Raw genomic sequence first — 21,662 nt, forward strand, 5'->3', positions numbered from 1 at the left:
GTTTTATGCGGTTTTTCGCATTCCGCATAGAGGCGGCAATCGGACCACTCGACCTCTCAACCGCTAGGAAGCTTCGTCGGGAGGCGTCAAGACGATTCTCCCGTCTTCGAGCTCCACCTTGACTTTGTTGCTGTTCTTGATGCCGATCGATTCGAGATATCCCGACGGAACCTGGAGCCTTCCGGCCTTGTCGAGGATGGCGTACTCGACGTGCGAATCTTCCTCCGGCTGCGCCCCTTCCTCCAGCTCCGCCAATTCTTCCGCATACGACTTGCGACGCAGCATCTCGGACGAGATTTTGCCGTCGCGGATTGCGACAACGCGGTCCACCTTCTTCGCGAGCAGCGGATCGTGCGTGACGATGACGATCGTGATGCCGAACGTTCGGTTCAGCTCGCGGAACAGATCGAGAATCTGGTCCGCCATCTTCGAGTCGACGGAGCCCGTCGGCTCGTCGGCGAGCAGCAGCTTCGGCTGGTTCGCCAGCGCGATCGCAATCGCGACCCGCTGCTGCTCGCCGCCGGACAACTGATGCAGCTTGTTGCTTGCCCGGTGCAGCAGGCCGACCGCCTCCAGCAGTTCGAGCGCCCGCATCCGCTTGCGGCGGCCGGACAGCAGAATCGGCAGCTCGACGTTCTCGAGCGCCGTCAAGTACGGGATCAGATTGCGCGCATTGTTCTGCCAGACGAAGCCGACACTGCGTCGCTTGTAGCGGACGAGCTCCTTCTCCGACAGCTTCAGCATATCCTTGCCGTCCACGCTCAGCACGCCTGCGGTCGGGCGGTCGAGGCCGCCCAGCATGTTCAAGAGCGTCGACTTGCCGCTGCCGCTGTTGCCGATGATCGCCATCAGCTCGCCGCTCTCCACATGAAGATCCAGGCCTTGCAGCGCGAACACCTCGAGATCGTTTGCTTTGTATATTTTCACCAGGCCGTCGCAATGAATCATAAGGTCAATCCTCCCCCAGCTTAAGCGCTTGATGGATGCGCGTGCGCGACACCATCGCTCCGAGAATGACGAGACCGACCAGCAGCATGACCGCCACAACCGAATACAGCCGCGCGAAGTCCAGCGCCTCGAAGATGACCTCGAACGGAGGCACCATCGTGCTCGGGTTGAAGGCGATCTGGAAGTTCGGCACGTACAGCAGGCTGGACAGATTGCCGACGAGCACGCCGATCGCGACCGCGATGCCCGAGGTCAGAAGCTGCTCGACGATCAGCATGCCGACCATCTGCCGGACGGACAGGCCGATCGCCCGCATGATCCCGTTCTGCAGCGTCCGCCCCCGCAGCGACAGCACCCAATACAGCAGGAACCCCGAGAAGCTGACGACAATCGCGATCAGGAACCCGAGCGTCAGAATGCCGTTGATCGCCATCAGGAACGGATCGTTCTTCGCCTTGTTCCAATCGAGCGTCGTGTTCACGACCTTCGTGATCGGCAGCTTGCGCTCTTCGATCGCCGCATAGAGCTCCTCCACCCCATAGCCGGGCTCCATCTTCAGCCAGACGTCATAAGGCTCGAGCGACAGTTGGAACTGAATGCGCGGAAGCTGCCCGACGATGAGCATCGGCGCATTCGCCTTGGCCTTCGCGTCGCCGACGTCCACGGAGCCGACCGGCGGCAGCGGATTGAACGTCGGGAAGTAATCGAGGATGCCGTAGACGATGAAGGAAGCCGAGCCGACGTCCGACCATCCGACCCAGATCGTGTCGCCGACCTTGACGCCCTTCTGCTCCGCCAGCGTGCGGGAGATGAGCACCGCCTTCGAGTCTGTGGCGATCAGATTCAAGTAGTCGTTCAGCGGATAACCGAGCAGGCTGCTCCGGAACCATGTCGTCATGCCGAAGTCGTCGGTGTCGATTCCGATCAGCGTTACGCTGGCCGACTGGTCCCCCATCGAGAAGAATGCGTCCTTCTTCTTGAATACCTTGGCCGCATGCTCCACCCCCGGCAGCGTCGAATAAGGCTCGAATGCGGGTTCCAGGTAGTTGATCTTCCGCGATCCTCCGAGAGAGGAGGTCGTCGTATCCCCGGAAGACGGTCCGGACATCGATGTGGCCGGCGGCGGAGCGTCGTTCGGCCAGCTCGAGCTGAGCACGATATCGGCTCCGTTGCCGTAACGAATCCGATCTTCGGTGTTGCCGTCGATCGTCCGCGCCGCGCTTGCGCTGAAGATGCCCGTCGCAATCGTCAGAATCAGGAACACCATCAGGAATTGATATTGGCTGCTCGACCGGCTCACCTGGATAAGCGTTGCGTACATCGACGGCCTCCACCAGCGGCGGCCCAGCCAGTAGATCAGGCTCAGCAGATAAGGGTACAGCCGAAGCAGCAGCAGGCCGGAGCCGACGATGAACAGCGCCGGCACGACGAATTGGAGCGGATCGAGATTCAGGTCCGTCGAATTGAGGCCCAGGCTCTGCAGATTGTCCAGCCTCTCACGGAAGTTGAACAGGCCGTAGATCGCGACCGCGACGAAGATGACGTCGAGGAACAGCTTATGCCAGAGCGGCGTCTTCGTCTGGCGGGCCAACTGCTGCTTGTGGCCGACAATGCTGACGCGGGTGGCGAGCAGCACCGGGATAAGCAGCAGGATGAAGGCCGCCGCCGCCGCGATCGCTCCGTAGACGTATGCTTCGCGGGTCAGCTTGGCCGGCAGCGCGGCGCGGGACACGAACGAGAGGAAGCCGTTCGAGGCGCCGAGCAGCTTCGTGAAGAACAAGCCGATCGCAGGCCCTGCCGCGAGCGCGGCCGCGCTGAGGAGAATTCCCTCGATCGCGAAGGAGGCGACGATCTGCCAGCGGGCGGCGCCCCGGCTTCGCAGCACCGCGATCTCGTTCTTCTGCCGGCTGGCGATCAGGTTCGCGACCATAAACATGTAGAAGCCGAGCATGATAAGAACCGGAATGTACAGCGACCACATCAGCGTCCGGAGCTTCGCGGCCCGCTCCTCGTAGCTGGCGATCGTCGCAAGCGCGGGCGCCTTGAACTCGGTCTGGAACGCCCCGACGCGTTGCTTGACCTGGTTCTCCATGTTCTTGCTGGCCGCAACGAAGCGATCGACCTGGCTCAGCTCCATCTTCGAGTAATCGAGAACCGTGTACCAGACGCTGTTCGTCACCAGCACCTTGGCACCCTGGACGAAGTCCCGCTCGAACAGTTCCTCGTCGATCAGCAGCGTATTGCCGAGGCCGGTCAGCGACGGGTCGTAGAAGTACGGATCGTCGTCGCGAAGCTTCTCGAACACGCCGACCGGCTTGAAGCGAAGCTCGCCCGACACCTTGTCCCCTTCGCTGTAGAAGACGGAATCCAGAACCGCCCTCAGGTTGTTCAGGCCCGCTTCGGTGACGAGCACCTCGTACACGCCGTCCACCGGCTCCGCCGCAGGCATTCTTCCGTCCGTCAGCTTGATGTGATCCTCCAGATCGGACATCGAGGAGATGCGGAACGAGCGCGTCTTCTTCTTGTCGGATTCGGTCCCGGCCTCCGGCACCGAATCGAACGAGCGCGTGTTCCGGTGCACGACCGACTCGACCACCGGCAGCGTGGACGACTGCGCCCCTTCTCCGAGCATGTACGCGTCAAGGCTCTCGACGATCTGACGGCGCTTCTCCGGCGCTTCGTTGGAGAACGTAGCCTTGGCATATAGCGTTGCCGGGTAGACATTCTTCTCCTTCTGCATCGTCTCGAGGTCCTTGACCAGCATGCGCGAGAGGATCGCTTCGGAGTAGATCGGCATCGTGCTGACGAGAGCCACGCTGATGACCATTCCCAGGAACAGGCTGAATACAAGCCACTTGTTTTGAATCATTTTCCGAACGATCATGACGAACAAGGCCACAAGCTTAGCCTCCTGTATGTAGGATGAAGGCCTTCCGAATGAAGCGCGTTATCGTTCGCGATGGCGCGCCGTCCTTCGCACTATCCTCCTTCGCACTGTTCTTTATTGAAGCACGACGACGTCGCCTTCCTTCAAGCCGTTGACGATCTCGATCTCGGTCGCGGAAGACAAGCCGGCTTCGACGTCCACCTCGCGCAGCTTCGTTCCTTCGACGAGAGTTCGCACGAACGTCCGCCCGAGCGAATTGCGCAGGCCGCTTCGCGGAATCTTAACGACATCTTGCTTCTCCTTCGTCGTGATGGTCACATCCGCCATCGTTCCGATCTCGATGCCTTCCGGAAGCGCGTCGGGATCGATGTAGAGCGTTCTCGCGTACTTCTCGGCAAGCGTCTTGTTGAGCGTCTGCGGAGCGGAGGAAGGCGTCTGAACGACCTTGCCGCCGAGCTCCTTCGTCTCCCCGTCCCGTCTCACCTTGATCTGCACGGGAAAACCGACGTTCACGTCCGAGATGTTATCGGAGCTGTCCACGCCGAGCGTCAGCCGCAACTGCGTCGGGTCCGCAACGATCACAAGCGTCTGGTACGTGTCGACATAGTCGCCCGGCTCGAGATCCTCGACGAACGTCACGACGCCGTCGATCGGAGAGACGAGCTGCTTGCTGTCGTATTGCGACTCGAGCCGATCGTACTTGAGCTGCTCGATCTGCACCTGCAGCGCGGCCATCCGAATAACCTCCTCTTCGCTGGAGGAATCGGTGCGAACCTGCTTCAGGCTGATCTTCGCGCGCTCGAGCGCAAGCTCCTGTTCCTTCAATTTAAGGTCCAGGTCCTCCATCACGAGCTGAACGAGCACATCCCCTTGCTTCACCTCTTGCCCGGAATTGACGAGCATCTCCTGGACGCGGCCTCCCGTCCCGGTGAATTGCGCGACTTCCGTGTGAACCGATTCGAAGTAAGCCGTCCCGTTGATCGCGACGACGATGTCCCCCTTCTCGGCGTTCACCGTCTGGTAGTTCTCCTTCGCGGGCTTGATCAAGGGCGGTGCAAGCGCTTCCTCTTCTTGCGGAAGCAGGGAGCAGCCGGACAGCGAGAGGGCAAGCGAGAGGGCAAGCGCGAGCGCGGGGAAGCCGAGTTTCCTACCTTGCAGCGACAATTAGACCATCCTCCAATTCGTAAACTTGATCGACGATCTCCATGATCGCAGGATCGTGCGTCGTCAGCACGACCGAGATGCCGTGCGTCGTGACGAGATCCCGGAACAGCTTGATGATGTGCAGACCGGTCTTGCTGTCGAGCTCCGCCGTCGGCTCGTCCGCCAGCAGCAGCTTGGGTCTGTGCGCGATGGCGCGGGCGATCGCCGTCCGCTGCTGCTCCCCCCCGGAGAGCTCGAACGGCCGGTGGTGCATCCGGGCCTTGAGTCCGACCTGATCGAGCGCGTCGATCGCCGCCTGCTTCCGCTCCTTCGCCGGATAATCGCTGATTCTCAGGACGAACTCGACGTTCTCGTAAGCCGACATTAAGGGAAACAAGGCGAACGATTGGAAAATCAGGCCCATCTTCGAACGCCGAACCCGGTCGCGCTCGCGATCCGTCATTCCGGTCAGATCGGCTCCGTCGAATTCCAGCTTCCCTTCCGTCGGACGGTCGAGCGCTCCGAGCAGGTTGATCAGCGTTGTCTTGCCCGAGCCGGAGCGTCCCTTGAGGGCGATCAAGCGTCCGGCCGAGATGTCCAGGTCGACGCCCTTCAGCACCGTCACCGCGCCGGTTCCCCGCCCGAACGCGCGGACGAGCCCGCGGGTGCGAATAATGCTGCCGCCCGGCTCCTCCCCCCTCATCTTCCGTATGTCCCGCCCATCCGGGCTCCTCCCGTCATTTTCCATAAAGCAATGCCCTCCATCCGCACTGTAAGCGCATTCAATCCGGCGAAATCCATCGAATTTCCGCTTGTTTCCCGCCTTCCATCGACATATAAAACTAACATACCCGTTCCGCCGCAAGCTTGTCAATTTCATCCTGCACTCCCTATAAAATGATGCAATCGCCAAAGTCGGCTTATATTAAATTTTCGTTAAATTTTTCTTACGAAAGGGGCTTACCAACGGGCAATTATGTGGTATACTGTAAGCGCTACCAAGCAACCTTTCTAAAGGGGGATTTGGGAAGATGAACGTAGCCTCGAGCCTGTACGACACTTTCGAGCCGCATAAGGATTCGCTGTTCTTCAAGGTGGGCACGCATGGCCTCATCAGCTTCCACGGGCGCAACTACAATATTAAAAAGAGAATGTCCCCGGAGCAAAGAACCGGGCTCATGCGCGACGACTCGTTCTTCCGGGTATCCTCGGACTGCTACGTGAACGTCGACAAGATCTCCGACATCGCGGAGGACTGCCTCATCTTCGGAGACCGCTCCGCCAGCTCCAAGAAGCTGCCTGTCTCGAAGCGCAAGCAGCAAGTGATCAAGCATCTGCTTACCGAACGCACAACCCAGCCGCATTGATTGGTATCCCGTCATCTGTACGGAATAGGTGAAGCCCCTGCGAACCCGCCTCGGCGGTGTTGCGGGGGCTTGTTTCTTGTCGTCATTCGAGCGTCCGTCCTCCGGGAAAAGAGCATGTGGTATAGTAAAGGTACATTCGATTGGAGAAAGAAGGAATCGCGAGTGAACTACCGGAAGCTGGGGGCGAGCGGCCTCAAGGTGTCCGAGCTTGGGCTCGGCACGAACTCGTTCGGCAAGAGGGCCGACAAGGAGGAATCGATCCGAATCGTTCGCGAGGCGATCGAGCTCGGCGTCAACTTCATCGACACGGCGAATATCTACGCGGGCACCGCGTCCGAGACGATCATCGGCGAAGCGCTGGAAGGAAGGCGGCACGAGGTTGTGCTCGCCACGAAGGCAGGGCTTGTGTTCGGACCCGGTCCGAACGCGCGGGGATCTTCGCGTTATCATCTGCAGCAGCAGCTCGACGCCAGCCTGAAGCGGCTTCGCACCGACTGCATCGACCTCTACCAGATCCATACGTTCGACCCGGACACGCCGCTGGAGGAGACGCTGCGCGCGCTCGACGACATGGTTCGCGCGGGCAAGGTGCGCTACATCGGCGCTTCGAACTACGCCGCCTGGGAGCTGATGAAGGCAGTCGGCCTCAGCGAGAAGCTCGGCCTGAACCGATTCGTCTCCACCCAGGTCAGCTACTCGCTGGCGGATCGGACGCCGGAACGCGAGCTTGTTCCGATGGCGCTCGACCAAGGCGTCGGCCTTATTCCCTACTTCCCGCTCGCCGGCGGCATCCTGACGGGCAAGTACGGCAATGAACGGACTCCCGCCGGCTCGCGCGCCGTCACCGATCCGGGCTTCGTCCGCTTCTTCGACGACGGCCGGATCGAGCTTGGACGCGAGGTGCAGCGGCTTGCCGAGCAGGCCAGCGTCGCCCCCGGCCTGCTCGCCATTCGCTGGCTCATGCAGCAGCCGGCCGTCTCGACCGTCATCGTCGGCGCGACCTCGGCGGCGCAGCTTCGCGAGAACGCCCGCAGCGCCGAGCTCCGCCTGGAGGACGAGCTGCTGGCGCGCCTTGGCGAAGCGAGCCGGGCGTACCGGAGCGGCGAGCCGTTCGCCAATTACCGACTGAGCTGAAGCAGGAACGCGCCTCCGCTTACAGAATCGGCGACAGCAGTCGGGTCACCGATTCGCGCAGCTTGTGCATGCGGGGGCGCTTCAGGTACTCCTCGTACGTCCAGAGGCGGGAGTGCTCGATGTCCTTCAAGTAGTTCCGCTCCAGCTCGCCGACGAGCTCGCGGTCATACAGGAAGGCGTTGATCTCGAAGTTCAGCTTGAAGCTGCGAATGTCGAAGTTGGCCGTGCCGACGGAAGCGACCGCGCCGTCGATAATAAGCGTCTTGGCATGGAGGAAGCCGTTCTCGTACAGATAGCATTCCACGCCCAGAGGCAGCAGGTCGCCCACATACGAGTGAGTCGCCCAGTACACCATCTGGTGGTCGGGAATCGCTGGTATGATCATTTTCACATTGACTCCGGACAGGGCCGCCGTCTGAATCGCATTCACGAGACTCTCGTCGGGAACGAAGTAAGGCGTCTGAATCCACACGCTCTTGCGGGCCCGGTGAATCATCTTGATGTAGGCGTTGCGAATGTGCTCGTAGCTCTGGTCGGGGCCGCTGGCGACGATCTGCACCCCTACCTTCCCCTTCTCTTCGTCCGAAACGGACGGAAGGAAGAACTCCGTCTCGACCAACTGCCGCTTGGACGCCATGTTCCAATCCCGTATAAAATGCCCCTGCATCATCCTCACGGCGCTCCCCGTCATTCTCAGGTGCGTGTCGCGCCAGTAGCCGAAGCGGTCCGCGAGCCCCAGATACTCGTCCCCGACGTTGATTCCCCCGATGTACCCGATCGTCCCGTCGATGATCGCGAGCTTGCGATGGTTGCGGTAATTCACCCGGAAGTTGAGATACGGCACCTTGGACGGGAAGAACGCCGCCACCTGTCCGCCCGCCTGGAGCAGCGGCTGGAACACGCGGGCGGAGAGCCGGTGGCTGCCGATCGGATCGTACAGGAACCGGACCTCGACGCCCTGCTCCGCCTTCTCCTTCAGCAGCTCCAACAGTCTGCGCCCGGTATTGTCATCGTTGATGATGTAATACATCAGGTGGATATGCGTCGTCGCCGTCCGAATCTCCTCGAACAGGGAGTAGAACTTCTCGTTGCCGTCCTTGAACACCTGAACCGCGTTGTCCTGGGTGTAGAGCGCCTTCGCGCTGGACAGGTTCATGTAGATCAAGTCCTCGAACCCGGCCATCGACGGATCGTTGTATTCGACGCGGCGCTGGCGGAACTCCTTCTTCTGGTGGTCGGTAAGCTGCTGGTACAGCTTGTTCCTCCACTTCTTGTCCTTGTAAATCTTCAGACGGCTGAGGTTCTGCCCGAAGATCAGATAGATGATGAAGCCCCCAACGGGGAAAAACAGAAATATCATCAGCCAAGCCCAGGTGACTCCGACGTTGCGACGCTCAAGGAAGATAACGCTTATGGCCAGAACCAGGTTGATCAGCGTTATGACCGTGTAAATGTTCTGCGTGATGGACGACAATGACATGCCGATGAACCCTCGTCTCGTGAATGATGGCGGATAACGGTGATAAACGATAACGAACTACAACCCCAATCCTAGCACATGGACACGAATTTAGCGATCCTCTATGAAGATTGCGGGCGACGGTTGCGGGCGGAGTTGAGGCGAGGCTGCGAGCGGAGTTGGGGCGAGGCTTGCGAGCGGAGTTGAGGCGAGGCTGCGAGCGGGATTAGGGGGCGAAGCTGGCAGCGGGATCTGGGGCGGGATTGGAGCGAGGCTGGAGGCGGAGTTGAAGCTTGAGCCCGCGAATGAATGCTATTTTTCACATTCATTTTGTGTTTTGAAGGCGTTTTTGCCGGTTTTATGTGGTTTTTCGCATATATCGGCCGCACCGTCGAAGGTTTGGCCCTCATAAATGCTAAATTTCACATAAAATCTTCATTACCGCCGTCCCCCACCATTTTTTATGTGAAAAACCGCATTCGCGCGGGCCCGATCATGGATTCGGAGGCCCGGCGATTGCGGCGATGGCGACGGTTGCGGAAATGGCGACGATTGCGGAAACTGCGACCACTGCGGAAACTGCGACCACTGCGGAGACTGCGACGGCTTCGTCGTCCACTCGGCGACTCCGGCAGGTTCGACACTCGGGCGGGCGTTACGGCAGTTCGAACAGCTTATCCTGAATCGACGTCCGCGGCTTCGCCGGCGGGACTTCTTCCGGATAGCCGACGCCGAAAATTCCGATGACGACGTCCTCGTCCGGAATGCCCAGTATCTCTCTCATCTTGGGAGCGGCGGCGAGCGACGACCAGAACGTGCCGGCGCCTTCGCTGTGCGCGGCCAGCATGAAGCTCTGCGCGAAGCAGGCGACGGCGTATGCGTTCTCTTCCTTCTCGACCGGCAGCGCCGAGCCCTTGGAGGTCATCAGAACGACAAGCGGCGCGCCGCCGAAGTCGGTCTTGTGGTTCAATTCGGCCCGCGTCTCCGGTCCGACGAACGCAAGCTGCCACGGCTCGGTCATGCGGTGGTTCGGGGAATAAGAGGCAGCTTCCAGCCAAGCGATGACCTTTTCTTTATCGATGGCGTCCGCCTTGAATTGTTTGATGTTGCGGCGTGACGTGATGGCTTCGATCGTGTTCATGGGCAGGGAGTCTCCTTCGCTTGACGGATATTATACGATATATCGTATTTGGTCGATTGGTTGCATTGTATACGGGCCTGCCTAGCTTTGTCAAGACGGATGCGCAATAACGGCCACAGCCCCGAAGGCGCCGTCATCGGCGTCCTCGGGGCTGTCCGAGCGATTGCTATTCGCGATTAACGTCTCGCCCCGGACGAGATGACGACGCCGTAGCGGCGAAGCAGCTTATGTCCGAGCCAGCCGACCGCGCGATCCGTGATGAAGCCCATCAGGCCGAGGCTGATCAAGCCGACGAAGATCCAATCCGTCCGGAAGAACAAGCGGGAGTTCCAGATCAGGAAGCCGACGCCTTCGTTCGCGGCCATCATCTCCGCACCGATGATCGCCATGTAGGAGGTGCCCATCGCGATGCGGATGCCGGTGAACATGTAGGGCGTCGTGGCCGGAATGACGACATGCAGCAGAATCTGCCACTCGGACGCCCCCATGCTGCGCGCGGAACGAACCTTGTCTTCCTCCAGCGCCAGAACGCCGGTCAGCGTGTTCATCATGACGATGAACAGCGTCGCGTACAGAATGAGCGCAATCTTCGATTGCTCGCCGATGCCGAACCAGACGAGGAACAGCGTGATGAAGGCGATGGGCGGAATGAAGCGGATGAAGTTCAGGAACGGCTCCGCGATGGCGCGGATCGGCGACACTCTGCCGATGATCAGGCCGACGGGAATGGCGATCAGGCTGCCGAGCGACCATCCGACCAGCACGCGGTAGAAGCTGACGCCGATGTCCTTCGCAAGCGATCCGTCCTCCATCAGTTCCTTCGCCCCGCGCCAAGTCTCCGCGACTCCGGGAACGACTTCCGGGCCGTAAATCCACGCTCCGACCTGCCAGACGGCAAGCACCAGCAGCCAGAGCAGCACGATAGGGAACCACTTGGCGGCGCGCGGCTTGTACGCAGATGACTTTGTGGACAGCTTCATGGATATGCGCCTCCTTCGAGAGCGGCTTCGAAGTGCGACTGGATGCGCCGCTGCAGCGCCTGGAATTCGGGAGCCGTCGCATCGCGCGGATAATCCATCGGCACATCGTAGATGTCCGTGATGCGCGAATTCGGACCGGCGGACATGACCGCGATGCGCTCTCCGAGCAGGATCGCTTCCTGAATGTCGTGCGTCACGAAGATAACGGTCTTGTTCGTCTCCCGCCAGATCTGGCTAAGCTCCTTCTGCATCGTTCGCCGCGTCATCGCGTCGAGCGCGCCGAACGGTTCGTCCATGAGCAGGATCGCCGGATCGTTGGCCAGCACCCGCGCGAGCTGCACGCGCTGCTTCATGCCGCCGGACAGCTCGCGCGGGAACTTGTTCTCGTGTCCGGACAAGCCAACCATGCGGATGAACCGATCGGAGATTCGCCGCCGCTCCTCCTTGGGCGTCTTCTTCATCTTAAGTCCGAACTCCACGTTCTGGAGGACGGTCAACCAAGGGAACAGCGAGGAGTCGGCCTGCTGGAAGACGACCGCGCGGTCGCGCCCCGGCTTATCGACTTCGACATTGCCTACCCGCAGTTGCCCCGCCGTCTTGGACACGAAGCCGGCGATCATGTTCAGCAGCGTCGACTTGCCGCAGCCGCTCGGGCCGAGGAGCACGAAGAACTCCCCGCCCTTAACGACCAAGTCGACGTCTTTGATAATGTAATGCAACGAGCCCTGCTTCGGACCGCCGTAGCTCTTGTCCAAGCCCTCGATCGTAATGACGCTGGATGCCGAATGAGCGGATGACATGACCGTTCCCTCCTATTGACCGTAGTCGACCCGGTCCGGAACCGCCTGCTTCAGGCTATCGAGGTTCAGCTTCGCGGTCAGATCGAAGTCGTCCTTGATAATTCCGGCGGACAGCATGTACGCCTTCTGCTTGCTCAGGCTGTCGAACGAAGCCTGGGAGAAGCCGATATTCCAGTTGTTCGTCGCCAGATCCCGGATCGTCGCGTCCTTGGGCTGCTTCGTCTCCTTGAACAGAATATCGGCTGTCTCGTCCGGGTTCGCGCTGACGAACTTCGAAGCTTCGTCGAGCGCGCGCAGGAAGTTCGCCACGCCTTCCGGCTCCTTCTGAATGAAGTCGTTCGTTGCGATCACGTCGCCTCCGATTCTGACCGTCGTCTTGGACATGTCGGTCAGCTCATGAGCCCCTTCGATGCCGTCGAACTTCTCGATCAGCGCCGCGCCGACGACCCAGGTGGCGTCGATCTCGCCTTTCTTCAGCGCAATGTAGGCTTCATCGAAGCCGCCTTGTCCGATCTGTTCGGTATCGGCGGCAGACACGCCGCTCGCCTTCAGGTATTCGTCCCACAGATAAGGAAGAAACGTGCCGCGCAGCGTGCTGAGCTTCTTGCCCTTCAGATCGGATGCCTGTTGAATGTCGTCTTGGGCATAAAGCTTCCATTGCGCCGCCGACTGGTCGGTATCCGTCCCGGTAGCCGCGATGATGGAATAGTCGCCCTTGCTCACCGCGTTAAGAATCGGGAAGTCCGCTCCCCACGCGATGTCGACCTGCTTGATGAACAACGAGTTGATGCCTTCGGCGGGCGTGGCGAACGTGACGATCTCGGCATCGATGCCGTACTTCTCGAAGATGCCTTTGGTCTTCGCGACCCGGAAGACCGGGTTGGTCGAGATGTCGGCGATCTTCAGTTGGATTGGATCGGCCGGCTTGGTCGAAGCCGCGGCCGAATCGTCGTTCTTGCTGCCGCAGCCCGTCGCGACGGCGGAGATTAGCGCAAGCGACACGAGCAGGCCGGACAAGGAACGCGAGGACTTGAATTTGGACATGGATACTCCTCCTGATTGGCGAATGAATGGACGAACGGGCGAACGGGCGAAAATCATTCCTGACCGGCAGGCTTCTCGTCTACGCTGGGGACGCAGAACGCTCCTTCGTCGAGCGAATCCGTCGTTCCCGCCACCTTGACGGACGAGGCAGCGCCTCTCGCTGCGGCGCCCGGCACCCGGTAGTCGGCGACATCGATCGCAACGATCGCTTCCTCGCTCGGCTTCTTGAGCTGCGGAACCCATTCGTAAGGGACGCGATAGGCGCGATAGACCATGTTCGCGTTGATCTTGTTCTTGTAAGGCGAGATGTATTCCCATACGAGTTCATGCTCCCGCGTTACTTCGAAGATCCGTCCGTCCGCGCCTTCCGTGATCAGCGTGTTGCCGTTCGGCAGGCGCTGCGCGGAGCTGATATACGGGCTGTAGAAGCGATAGGAATCGAGCGGCTGCAGATAGCCGGCTTCGGTCGGCGTGTACTGCCAGACGATCTCCAGCGTGACGGGGTCGATCTCGAGCACCCGCGAGTGATCGCGAACCGCATTCTTCTGGCCGTAAGGAGACGCCGGGTTCGGCAAGCCGTAGCCGCCCCATCCGCCGTTGTCGAACACGAGCAGATTGCCTTCTCCCGGCAGTCCGCGCGGAATGATGTGCGCATGATGCTGGCCGATAATCCAACCGAGATGCTTCACTTCCGGCTTCGAGAAGTCCGGGCCGAGCTGCCAGACGATCTTGCCGGTACGGCGGTCGGTGATGGCGATAATGTTGGATTCCCGGGCGTCCCAGATAATGTTGCCCGGATGGAAGCGTTCGTCTCCGGCATCGTAGAACCGGTTCGGCCCCACCCATGACGCGGAGTTGATATGCATCCAGTCGCCGCCGGTATTGCCCCCGAAGTGGCGGCCGTTGGGGTCTCGGAACAGCACGTTCTTCGCGGCCTCGTCGAAGCCCAGCTCCGCGAAGTGATCGCTGACCGCCCACTCCCAGAGGATATTGCCTTGCCAGTCGACCTCGATGATCGCATCGTCGAGCAGCAGCTTATCCGAGATATCCGGATTGGTCACATTGCGGTGAACGAGCAGCAGCGTGCGGCCTCCATCGGTGCTCGGCTCCTGGCCGGGCGCGTAATACCCGACCGGGCTGCCTTCGCGCTGATGATCGTGATGGACGCGCGCCATCCATTGCGGCTCATTGTCCGGGTCCTCGATGAATTCGTAGCGGTTGAATCGCCAGACGATATTGCCCTCCCAATCCACCTGCACCAGGTCGGCCTCGTCCTGGAAGCCGTACTTGGGATCGCGGGCTTTGGTGTGCCCCGTCACGTAACCGCCCGGCAGGATCTTATTCGGGAAGCCGCGAAGTCCCTCCCACAGATGAACTTCCTTGCCGCTCATGTCGATCAGCAGCGCGCCGACGTCGGCCGCCTGGAAGATCGTGTAGCCGCTCCAAGCTCGCTCAGGCAAATAAAAGGTCGTTCCGGTCGGATAAATCGTAGGGTGTCCCATGTCGCTCTCTCCTCGTATAGGTTAGTAGTTTAAAAACTTGTTCGGCTGAGGCGGCGATTCCGTCTGTCGGTCATCATCCCGCTCTATCCGTCTCTCATTCTTGCGGGCGCGCTCCAGAACGATGTCCGAGAAGCGCTCCAGTCGATCGGCGATCCGTAGAAAAGCCGTCCTCTGCGTCTCGAGCTCCTGTACCGTGAGTCCGCCGAACAGCAGCTCGATACAGAGAGGCCCGATGTCCCGATTCCTCGCGAGCAGCGCCCGCCCGTCGTCGGTTATGGAGAGCAGCACCGTTCGGCGGTCCTCCGACATCCGTCTCCGAACGGCGAAGCCCTTCTCTTCGAGCTTGTCGCATAAGGCGGTGATCGCCCCGGACGTCAAATCCAGCTCCTCCGCCAAGTCGCGCAGCTTCTGCTCCCCGTCGCGAAGCACCTTCTGCAGGATCAGCATGCCGGGCAATGCGATGCCTTCGATCGAGATTTTGTCGCGTTCCTTCACGAATCTGCGCACCACTCTGCGGAACAGCCAATCAATCTCTTCGAGCCTAGACCACTCGCTGTTTGTCATGAGATCTCTTTGTCTTCCTCCTCCCGCCGCACCGGCCAAAAAAAAGACCCCAACAGCCCCCCGATGCGGGAGACGTTGCGGCCTTTGGCATGTCCAATCGGCGTATGAAATTGCTTTAATGCTAAATTAATGAGCATTGAAAGACGTTGAATCGATATTAAACCATTAATTCTTACCTGTCAAGTATGAATTAAAAATCGCCAGCCATCGGCTTCGACCGGCACGAATGACAAGCTTTGGTTTTCTGCTTATACTTGTTAAAATAAATTTGAACACACTAAGGAGATGAACCTATGGCAGGAACCAACTTGCTGCGGATGGACAATGTCGGCATCGTTGTAGAATCCCTCGATAACGCAATCTCGTTCTTCGAGGAGATCGGCTTGAAGCTCGAAGGGCGAACGACGGTCGAAGGCGAATGGGCCGGTCGCGTAACCGGGCTGGGTTCACAGTGCGTAGAGATTGCGATGATGGTTACCCCGGATGGCCACAGCCGACTTGAGCTTTCGCGATTCCTCACCCCTCCGACGATATCGGATCACCGAACGGCTCCTGTCAATGCCCTCGGTTATCTGCGCGTTATGTTCGCCGTGGAAGACATTGACGAATTGGTATCCAGACTCCTGAAGCGCGGCGCTCAGCTCGTTGGCGAAGTGGTTCAGTACAAGAACTCGTATCGGCTCTGCTACATTCGTGGAATTGAAGGACTTCTAATCGGCCTGGCGGAACAGCTCGACAATAAATAAGCGACGCAGATAAGCAGACCGCCTCTTCAACGAGGCGGTCTGCTTATCGTATGAATCAACATCGGGAATTAACATTCCGATAACGCGATTCAGCGTTCCCCTTAACGTTCCGGCGGTAAGCTTGATGTAAGACAACATCTTGCGATACCGAGAGGAGAATGACGATGAACGCTGCCGTCCCGAGTGCTCCCGAACGCTTCCTTGCCTGCATGGAGACCTCTCCTAGACTGTCGGACAAGTTGACTTGCCGCGAAGCTCTTCGCACGATCAACGGGTATCCCGAAGCCGATTACTTCCTCGTCTGCGATCGTTCCGGGAAGCCGCTCGGCTATCTGGAGAAGCACCAATTCATGCTGTCGCTCAGCGGGCGCCTCGGCCTCGATCTCTATTACTCGAAGCCCGTCCGCCAACTGATGAAGAGCCTGCCCCTTCCCTTAAACGCCGCCATCTAACCCCCTGCAGCGGCGCCCATCCTTCCGTAAACGTCCCATTAGCAGAGAACCGCCAGGGAAGCTCGCCCCTGACGGTTCTTTGAATTGCGGGGAATATTCTCACAGCCCCATGATGTGGTAGCCCGCATCGACGTGAATGACTTCCCCGGTGATGCCGCGGGACAGGTCGCTCACGAGGAACATCGTCGCATCCCCGACCTCGTTCTGGTCGACGTTGCGCCGCAGCGGCGCGCGTTCGACGACGACCGAGGAGATCTCGTTGAAGCCGGACACTCCCTTCGCCGACAGCGTGCGGATCGGGCCTGCGGAGATCGCGTTCACGCGGATGCCGTCCTTGCCGAGATCTTCGGCCAGATACCGGACGCACGCTTCCAGAGCCGCCTTCGCCACGCCCATGACGTTGTAATTGCGCACGACGCGCTCGGCCCCGATGTAGGACTGGGTAACGATCGCGCCTCCTTCGGTCATCCACTTGCGCGCCTCGCGCGCCACCGCGACGAGCGAATACGCGCTGGAATCCTGCGCGAGCAGGTAGCCTTCGCGGGTCGTATCGACGAATTCGCCTTGCAGCTCGTCCTTGCCGGCGTACGCAAGCGAATGGACAACCCCGTGGATGATGCCGGCTTCCTCGCCGATCTTGGCGTATGCGGCGGCGATGCTCTCGTCGTCGGACACGTCGCAAGCGGCGACCATGAGCGGCCGGATTCCGTTCTCGGCCAGCAGCTTGGTCAGGCGGTCAAGCGACCGCTCTTTGCGATAGGTGAAGATCAGCTCCGCGCCGTGCTCGTGGAGCGACTTCGCGATTCCCCAGCCGATACTCCTCTCGTTCGCGACTCCCATGACGACGATTTTTTTGCCAGCGAGCAGATTAGACATGGTTGTTTGTTCCTCCGAATCTCGTATTGCGCGTTCATGCGCCGAACGCAAGGAAGCACCCCCGGATGGAGGTGCCGACTTCTCTCCTTGCCAACTTCTTGTTATTATACTACGTTCCCCTTCGGCGAACCACTTCGTCCGCTTCCGATCAGTCGGCCGCTTCCGGATACGCCGGCGGAATGAGCAGGTCGAGCGGCAGGATCTCCACGGCAGACACGTAACGGAACGACGAGAAGCGCTCCCGAAGCTGTTCCGTCGAGCAAGGCGAAGCGATAAAGATCGTCAGCCCCTGCTTATGGATGATCCGCTCGCTCGCTTCCGCATCCGACAGGTCGGGGAAGTAGCGAAGCGACTCGCCTTCCGAATGTACGCCCAGCAGCAGGTCCATCGACACCGCGACGTTGAGCGCCTCCGCTTGCGCGAAGCGAACGACGACCCGGTACAGGCTGCGGATGGCAAAAGGAAGAACGGTCCCGTTCGGAGTGGAACCTTCTTCCATTATTGACAACGCTTTATTCTTCGAACGGATCGGCGTTCTCACGGCGCTGCGGCCCACAAGTGCGCTGCGGCGGACTCCCTGCCTGCTCGGAAGGGCGCCTCCGCGTGGGCTTGACATGAGAACGGCAGATTTGCTCTTCTCTCTTCGCATGGTTCGGCTCCTTCCACATTGTAGCTATTGCCCGGCATAAAGAAGATGTGCTATCGCGATCAAATATCGTATGGTCGGCGGAATAGATCGCTCCAGGCTCCGCTCCGGCAGCTCCAATCCATTGGACGAATCGGTCGTTCATAGTTTTCTAAATTATACTTGGGTTCTCGTCACGATTCAACAAAATAATCGGTATTTCGCACCATTCTCCTCTAGCGCGGCAGACGTTACGAGCATTGACGTCAAGGGCAGCAAGGCGGATAATTAGCCTCAAATCAAGGACCGGCACCGACCGGCAAGGAGGTCGTCGCATGGATTGCCGAATGGGCTGTGCAGCCTGCTGCATCGTCGTCTCCATCTCCTCTCCGATTCCGGGAATGCCGGAAGGCAAGCCTGCCGGCATCCGGTGCATCCAGCTCACGGAAGACAATCGGTGCCGCCTGTTCGGCAAGCCGGAGCGCCCCGCCGTATGCGGCAGCCTGTCCGCTTCGCGCGAGATGTGCGGCTTCTCGAACGACGACGCTTTCCGGATTCTCGGCGAGCTGGAGAGAGCGACCGCCCCTTCCCGGCCCGAGCACGATCAACGGGCACGGCCAATATGATTAATACGATAAATAACTATATAGGTTGAACGAATGAATTTAACCTGGCAAGCTGCAACCGCATACAACTGCGAATCAGAAACTCTTGGCCCGAGGCCGGAACAGGCGATTAAGCACGAAATTTCGATTATATTTCGCGGCCTGCGTTCAGAACGATCGATTAAGCATAAAATTTCGACTATATTTCGCGATCTGCGTCCGGAACAAGCGAATATGCATGAAATTTCGATTACATTTCCCGATCTGGGTCCGGAACAAGCGAATAAGCATGAAATTTCGATTACATTTCCCGGCCTGTGCGTCCGGAACGACTAATTTCATCGCAACAGCACCTCCATACATTGTGTGGAGTATCGAAACGAGTGTGCTCGTTAAATTCTATAGTCCAGCTTATATAATACGGCAAATTGACCAATTCCGCCTTCAGAGCGGCAGCTTCGAACTCAGCCACGCCCATACGGTGCCGAAGGTCAGCCCCAGGTTCGATTGTCCTTCCGCATTCACGTACGCCTCGCTCTCCCGGAAGTAGTCAGCATGGCCCCCGATGATCGGCACCTCGGCGGTTCGGCCGGGCCCGTGCCGTCCCCGCTCCCAGCTCGGCAAGCGCGGCCGTCGCGCATCGGATGGGGCGGCCTCGGCAGTCCTGCGACCGGAAGCCCATCCCCCGAACGTGCCGAGCCGGGTAACGGGGTCCGCTCGCCTTCCCGCAACCACATAGAAGGTATCTCCCGTCAACGAGGAAGGGATGCGCGACTTGGGCGAGCCGATCAGAACGACGTAGACCGGGCCGGGCCGCGTTGCCCGCAGAGCCGCTGCGGCATGGACGGCCGCCGTGCCCCCGCCGCTGTGGCCGATCAGAAGAAGCGGCAGGCTTGCGACGGTCGGGCCAGCCATGCTATCGGGCTGGAGACCGGAACCGGAACCGAAGCTTGTGCCGGGGCCGCAACCGGAGTCGGGATCGCAACCAGAGTCGGGATCGCAACCAGAGTCGGGATCGCAACCGGAGTCGGGATCGCCGGTTCGCCGCTCGTCCGCAAGCTCGGCTTCGATGTCCTTCCGCGCCCGTTCGCCTCCGATCGACTTGAACGTCCGCGCAGGGCCGAGACGCATATCGTGCGCGATCTCCCTCACCTGGACGATGCCGCTTCGGCTCCAATCGCCGTAAGGATACAGCAGCCGGGAAGATACCGGCAGGCCCGCTTCCGTCAGCTTGCGGTGCAGAATTGCGCGGAACCGCTCCATGAACAAGGGAGCGGTCTTCACTCCGGCGAGCAGATACAGCCTCAAGAGCCCCCGCTTCCTTCGCCCGCGGCGAACCGCTCCGCCTTAACAATCCGGTCCATGTCCGTCGGATGGTCGTCCCGGAACAAGCGGACGAGCAGCGGCGGGTTCACGTCGCTTAAGGAGATCGTCGCCATCTGCTGATACATCTTGACCGCGCCGGCCGAGCTTCCGATCAGCTCGAACGCGTAATCGTCCGCGGCCGCTTCCGCGCTGCGCGATACGGCGTTGCTGATCGGCAGCGAGACGAAGCTGATGACCGACATCAGCAACAGAATAAGCGGAAGGGCGTTCATGTCCGCCGGCCCGGTTATGCGAAGGCGCTCGCCCCGCTTGCGGACGATCCGGACGTAGAGAGCTCCGCCGATCCAGAGGACGAAGAACGAAGTCGCCACCGTCCCGACAACGCTCCATTCCAGATGATGCATCTCGTAGTGGCCCATCTCGTGCGCCATGATGAGCAGCACCGCTTGCTCGTCCAGTCTCTTCAGCGTCGTGTCCCACAGCACGATTCGCAGCGACGAGCCGATTCCGTTCACATAGGCGTTCAATGAATTCGTCTTGCCCGACATCTTCACCTCGTACACCCGATCGGCCGGAATGCCCGCCTTGTCGGCGAGCGCGAGAATCTTCTCTTCGAGCGCCGGATCGGACAGCCTCGTGAACTTGTTGTAGAGCGGGTCGATGACGACCGGCTGGATGAACAGCATAAACACGCTGAACGGCACCGACAGCAGCCACAGCTTCAGCCACCAGCGCCCGCCGCGGGAGACAATCCAGAAGGCGACGGCGCTGACCGCGAGCGTCGTGACGTAGCCGACCGAGAATTGAACGCCCTTGTCTCTGAGCCAGCCGAGCACGGGCTGCGTCGTGATGCCGTAATGGCTGGACACCGCGAAGCTGAACGCCCGCAGCGGAAGGTAGAGCCCATACGAGAAGGCGCTGAGCGCGAGCACGTACAGAGGGAACCGGACGTAGATCGGCCAGCCTCGGCGTGCCATGCGGTCGCGGATTCCGCTGCCAAGCCCCGTCAGCATAAAAATACCGTAGATCAACCATTCCCAAGGCCCGCTCATGAAGAAGATCCAGTTGCGAACGGCGTTGATCGATTCGCTGTCCGCGAGCTCGGCGGGCGTGAAGAAGGTCGCGGGGTCCGCCGCCGTGCCCCGGTACGCGGCCGGGACGTCGTTCGCGGACGTATACTGGACATAGATCGCCATCAGCAGCGCGTAAGCGACGAACGCCAAGGCGAAGACGATAAGCTTGTTGCTCCTTGCTGCTCGCATGTTCGGATTCCCTCGCTCTGTTATCGGGCTTTTCCCAGTGTCTCCCTTATTTGCGTCCGTAATCCGCCTTGATCTCGCCCCACGCTTCGGTCTCCCACTTGAGCACCTTGTTCGGATAGGAGTTCGTCCGCAGCCAAGCGAGCGCGCGATCGACGAGGGACCAGATCTCCGCGGTGGAGTCGTTCCGGGCGAGCGTCGTCGCCACTTCCTTCTGCTTCACCCACTTGAGGGCGGTGCGGGAATCGCTGTATATCGTCTTCGTGCTGCCTTCTCTCTTCAAGTGGGCCAATGCGTGCACAATCGCCAGGAATTCGCCCAGATTGTTCGTCCCGTTCGGAATCGGACCGCAGGAGAAGACGACATCGCCCGTCCGGGTGTCCACGCCCTTGTATTCCACCGGCCCCGGGTTGCCCCTCGTTCCCACGTCCACGGACAGGCTGTCGTAGTCGATCTCTCCCGCCGGCGCAGCCTTCGCTCCTCCCGCCTTCCTGGAGGTCCCCGCCGATGCGGAGGAGGTCGAAGACGAACCGCGGGATGCAGCGGACGATGCCTGGCCTCGGCCCCAATGCTTCTTCCATCCCTCCCGATAAGCCCGTTCCGCCTCCGCCTGGGTCGGATAAGACTTGTACTTGGCTTCCGCATAACCGTTCACTTGCGCTTGGCAAGCGGGCCAACTTCCGTAGATCCCCGGCTGGTGCCCTTCCCAGACCACGTAATATTTGCTTGCCATTCCGAATTCTCTCCTTCTGAGTGCGGTATACTTCCCTATTCTACCATGTCCGTCCTCCGGTTGCGCCACAT

The 21,662-nt window shown here is 60.1% G+C and carries 21 protein-coding genes; 5 read left to right on the forward strand and 16 right to left on the reverse strand.

The annotated features are described in order from the left end of the window. Nucleotides 1–63: 63 nt before the first annotated feature. The 4 genes from E6C55_RS22895 to E6C55_RS22910 all read right to left on the reverse strand — a co-directional run bounded on the left by E6C55_RS22895 (nt 64) and on the right by E6C55_RS22910 (nt 5,681). Nucleotides 64–948 (reverse strand): ABC transporter ATP-binding protein, encoded by an 885-nt coding sequence (locus E6C55_RS22895; protein ID WP_136372145.1) that lies wholly within the window; start codon nt 946–948, stop codon nt 64–66. 4 nt (nt 949–952) lie between these two features. Further along, entirely contained in the window at nt 953–3,847 is a 2,895-nt protein-coding gene (locus E6C55_RS22900) for an ABC transporter permease (protein WP_136372146.1), read from the reverse strand. A 102-nt stretch (nt 3,848–3,949) separates the two neighbouring features. Beyond that, the gene (locus E6C55_RS22905) at nt 3,950–4,999 is read right to left on the reverse strand and encodes an efflux RND transporter periplasmic adaptor subunit (RefSeq protein WP_136372147.1); all 1,050 of its coding nucleotides are present in this window, start codon (nt 4,997–4,999) and stop codon (nt 3,950–3,952) included. Continuing rightward, nucleotides 4,983–5,681, reverse strand: a complete 699-nt coding sequence (locus E6C55_RS22910; RefSeq protein WP_136372180.1) for an ABC transporter ATP-binding protein — start codon at nt 5,679–5,681, stop codon at nt 4,983–4,985. Before E6C55_RS22910 ends, E6C55_RS22905 begins: the two co-directional genes overlap by 17 nt. Before the next feature lie 328 nt (nt 5,682–6,009). On the opposite strand from E6C55_RS22910, the gene E6C55_RS22915 reads away from it, so the two are divergent. Both E6C55_RS22915 and E6C55_RS22920 read left to right on the forward strand, forming a co-directional pair. Continuing rightward, the gene (locus E6C55_RS22915; protein ID WP_136372148.1) at nt 6,010–6,345 is read left to right on the forward strand and encodes a LytTR family transcriptional regulator DNA-binding domain-containing protein; all 336 of its coding nucleotides are present in this window, start codon (nt 6,010–6,012) and stop codon (nt 6,343–6,345) included. 162 nt (nt 6,346–6,507) lie between these two features. Beyond that, nucleotides 6,508–7,479, forward strand: a complete 972-nt coding sequence (locus E6C55_RS22920; RefSeq protein ID WP_136372149.1) for an aldo/keto reductase — start codon at nt 6,508–6,510, stop codon at nt 7,477–7,479. A gap of 19 nt (nt 7,480–7,498) precedes the next feature. Here E6C55_RS22920 and cls read toward each other — a convergent pair whose 3' ends face one another. The 7 genes from cls to E6C55_RS22960 form a co-directional block, all read right to left on the reverse strand. Further along, on the reverse strand, nt 7,499–8,959 hold the full coding sequence (gene cls / locus E6C55_RS22925; protein ID WP_136372150.1) for a cardiolipin synthase: 1,461 nt from the start codon (nt 8,957–8,959) through the stop codon (nt 7,499–7,501). A gap of 634 nt (nt 8,960–9,593) precedes the next feature. Further along, on the reverse strand, nt 9,594–10,079 hold the full coding sequence (locus E6C55_RS22935) for a nitroreductase family protein (RefSeq protein ID WP_136372152.1): 486 nt from the start codon (nt 10,077–10,079) through the stop codon (nt 9,594–9,596). A gap of 176 nt (nt 10,080–10,255) precedes the next feature. Further along, the gene (locus E6C55_RS22940) at nt 10,256–11,059 is read right to left on the reverse strand and encodes an ABC transporter permease (protein WP_136372153.1); all 804 of its coding nucleotides are present in this window, start codon (nt 11,057–11,059) and stop codon (nt 10,256–10,258) included. Further along, nucleotides 11,056–11,859 carry an ABC transporter ATP-binding protein gene (locus tag E6C55_RS22945; protein WP_136372154.1) on the reverse strand — a complete coding sequence of 268 codons (804 nt, stop codon included), beginning with the start codon at nt 11,857–11,859 and terminating at the stop codon, nt 11,056–11,058. The genes E6C55_RS22940 and E6C55_RS22945 overlap by 4 nt, the downstream gene beginning before the upstream one ends. Before the next feature lie 12 nt (nt 11,860–11,871). Then, nucleotides 11,872–12,903 (reverse strand): ABC transporter substrate-binding protein, encoded by a 1,032-nt coding sequence (locus tag E6C55_RS22950; protein ID WP_136372155.1) that lies wholly within the window; start codon nt 12,901–12,903, stop codon nt 11,872–11,874. A gap of 53 nt (nt 12,904–12,956) precedes the next feature. Further along, the gene (locus E6C55_RS22955) at nt 12,957–14,405 is read right to left on the reverse strand and encodes an aryl-sulfate sulfotransferase (RefSeq protein WP_136372156.1); all 1,449 of its coding nucleotides are present in this window, start codon (nt 14,403–14,405) and stop codon (nt 12,957–12,959) included. A 21-nt stretch (nt 14,406–14,426) separates the two neighbouring features. Further along, nucleotides 14,427–14,969, reverse strand: coding sequence for a MarR family winged helix-turn-helix transcriptional regulator (locus E6C55_RS22960; RefSeq protein ID WP_136372157.1), 543 nt, complete (start codon nt 14,967–14,969; stop codon nt 14,427–14,429). Between the two features lie 293 nt (nt 14,970–15,262). On the opposite strand from E6C55_RS22960, the gene E6C55_RS22965 reads away from it, so the two are divergent. Beyond that, complete coding sequence (locus E6C55_RS22965; RefSeq protein WP_136372158.1) at nt 15,263–15,715, forward strand: VOC family protein; 453 nt, start codon at nt 15,263–15,265, stop codon at nt 15,713–15,715. Nucleotides 15,716–15,879: 164 nt separating this feature from the next. Further along, the gene (locus E6C55_RS22970; RefSeq protein WP_136372159.1) at nt 15,880–16,167 is read left to right on the forward strand and encodes a CBS domain-containing protein; all 288 of its coding nucleotides are present in this window, start codon (nt 15,880–15,882) and stop codon (nt 16,165–16,167) included. 99 nt (nt 16,168–16,266) lie between these two features. On the opposite strand, the gene fabI is transcribed toward E6C55_RS22970, so the two are convergent. Continuing rightward, the gene (gene fabI, locus E6C55_RS22975) at nt 16,267–17,043 is read right to left on the reverse strand and encodes an enoyl-ACP reductase FabI (protein ID WP_136372160.1); all 777 of its coding nucleotides are present in this window, start codon (nt 17,041–17,043) and stop codon (nt 16,267–16,269) included. A 148-nt stretch (nt 17,044–17,191) separates the two neighbouring features. Further along, nucleotides 17,192–17,542 (reverse strand): hypothetical protein, encoded by a 351-nt coding sequence (locus E6C55_RS22980; protein WP_136372161.1) that lies wholly within the window; start codon nt 17,540–17,542, stop codon nt 17,192–17,194. 461 nt (nt 17,543–18,003) lie between these two features. Between E6C55_RS22980 and E6C55_RS22985 the strand changes: the two genes are divergently transcribed. Beyond that, nucleotides 18,004–18,294 carry a YkgJ family cysteine cluster protein gene (locus E6C55_RS22985; protein WP_136372162.1) on the forward strand — a complete coding sequence of 97 codons (291 nt, stop codon included), beginning with the start codon at nt 18,004–18,006 and terminating at the stop codon, nt 18,292–18,294. 423 nt (nt 18,295–18,717) lie between these two features. On the opposite strand, the gene E6C55_RS22990 is transcribed toward E6C55_RS22985, so the two are convergent. From E6C55_RS22990 to rnhA, 3 genes are read right to left on the reverse strand one after another with little or no spacing between them, the layout of a single operon-like run. After that, nucleotides 18,718–19,581, reverse strand: a complete 864-nt coding sequence (locus E6C55_RS22990; protein WP_136372163.1) for a hypothetical protein — start codon at nt 19,579–19,581, stop codon at nt 18,718–18,720. Further along, nucleotides 19,578–20,861, reverse strand: coding sequence for a M48 family metallopeptidase (locus E6C55_RS22995; RefSeq protein ID WP_136372164.1), 1,284 nt, complete (start codon nt 20,859–20,861; stop codon nt 19,578–19,580). Before E6C55_RS22995 ends, E6C55_RS22990 begins: the two co-directional genes overlap by 4 nt. Before the next feature lie 46 nt (nt 20,862–20,907). Next, nucleotides 20,908–21,591: a ribonuclease H gene (gene rnhA, locus E6C55_RS23000; protein ID WP_136372165.1), complete on the reverse strand. Its 684-nt coding sequence runs from the start codon at nt 21,589–21,591 to the stop codon at nt 20,908–20,910. Nucleotides 21,592–21,662 lie beyond the last annotated feature (71 nt).

The organism is Cohnella fermenti (assembly GCF_004801405.1).
Classification (GTDB): Bacteria; Bacillota; Bacilli; order Paenibacillales; family Paenibacillaceae; genus Cohnella; species Cohnella fermenti.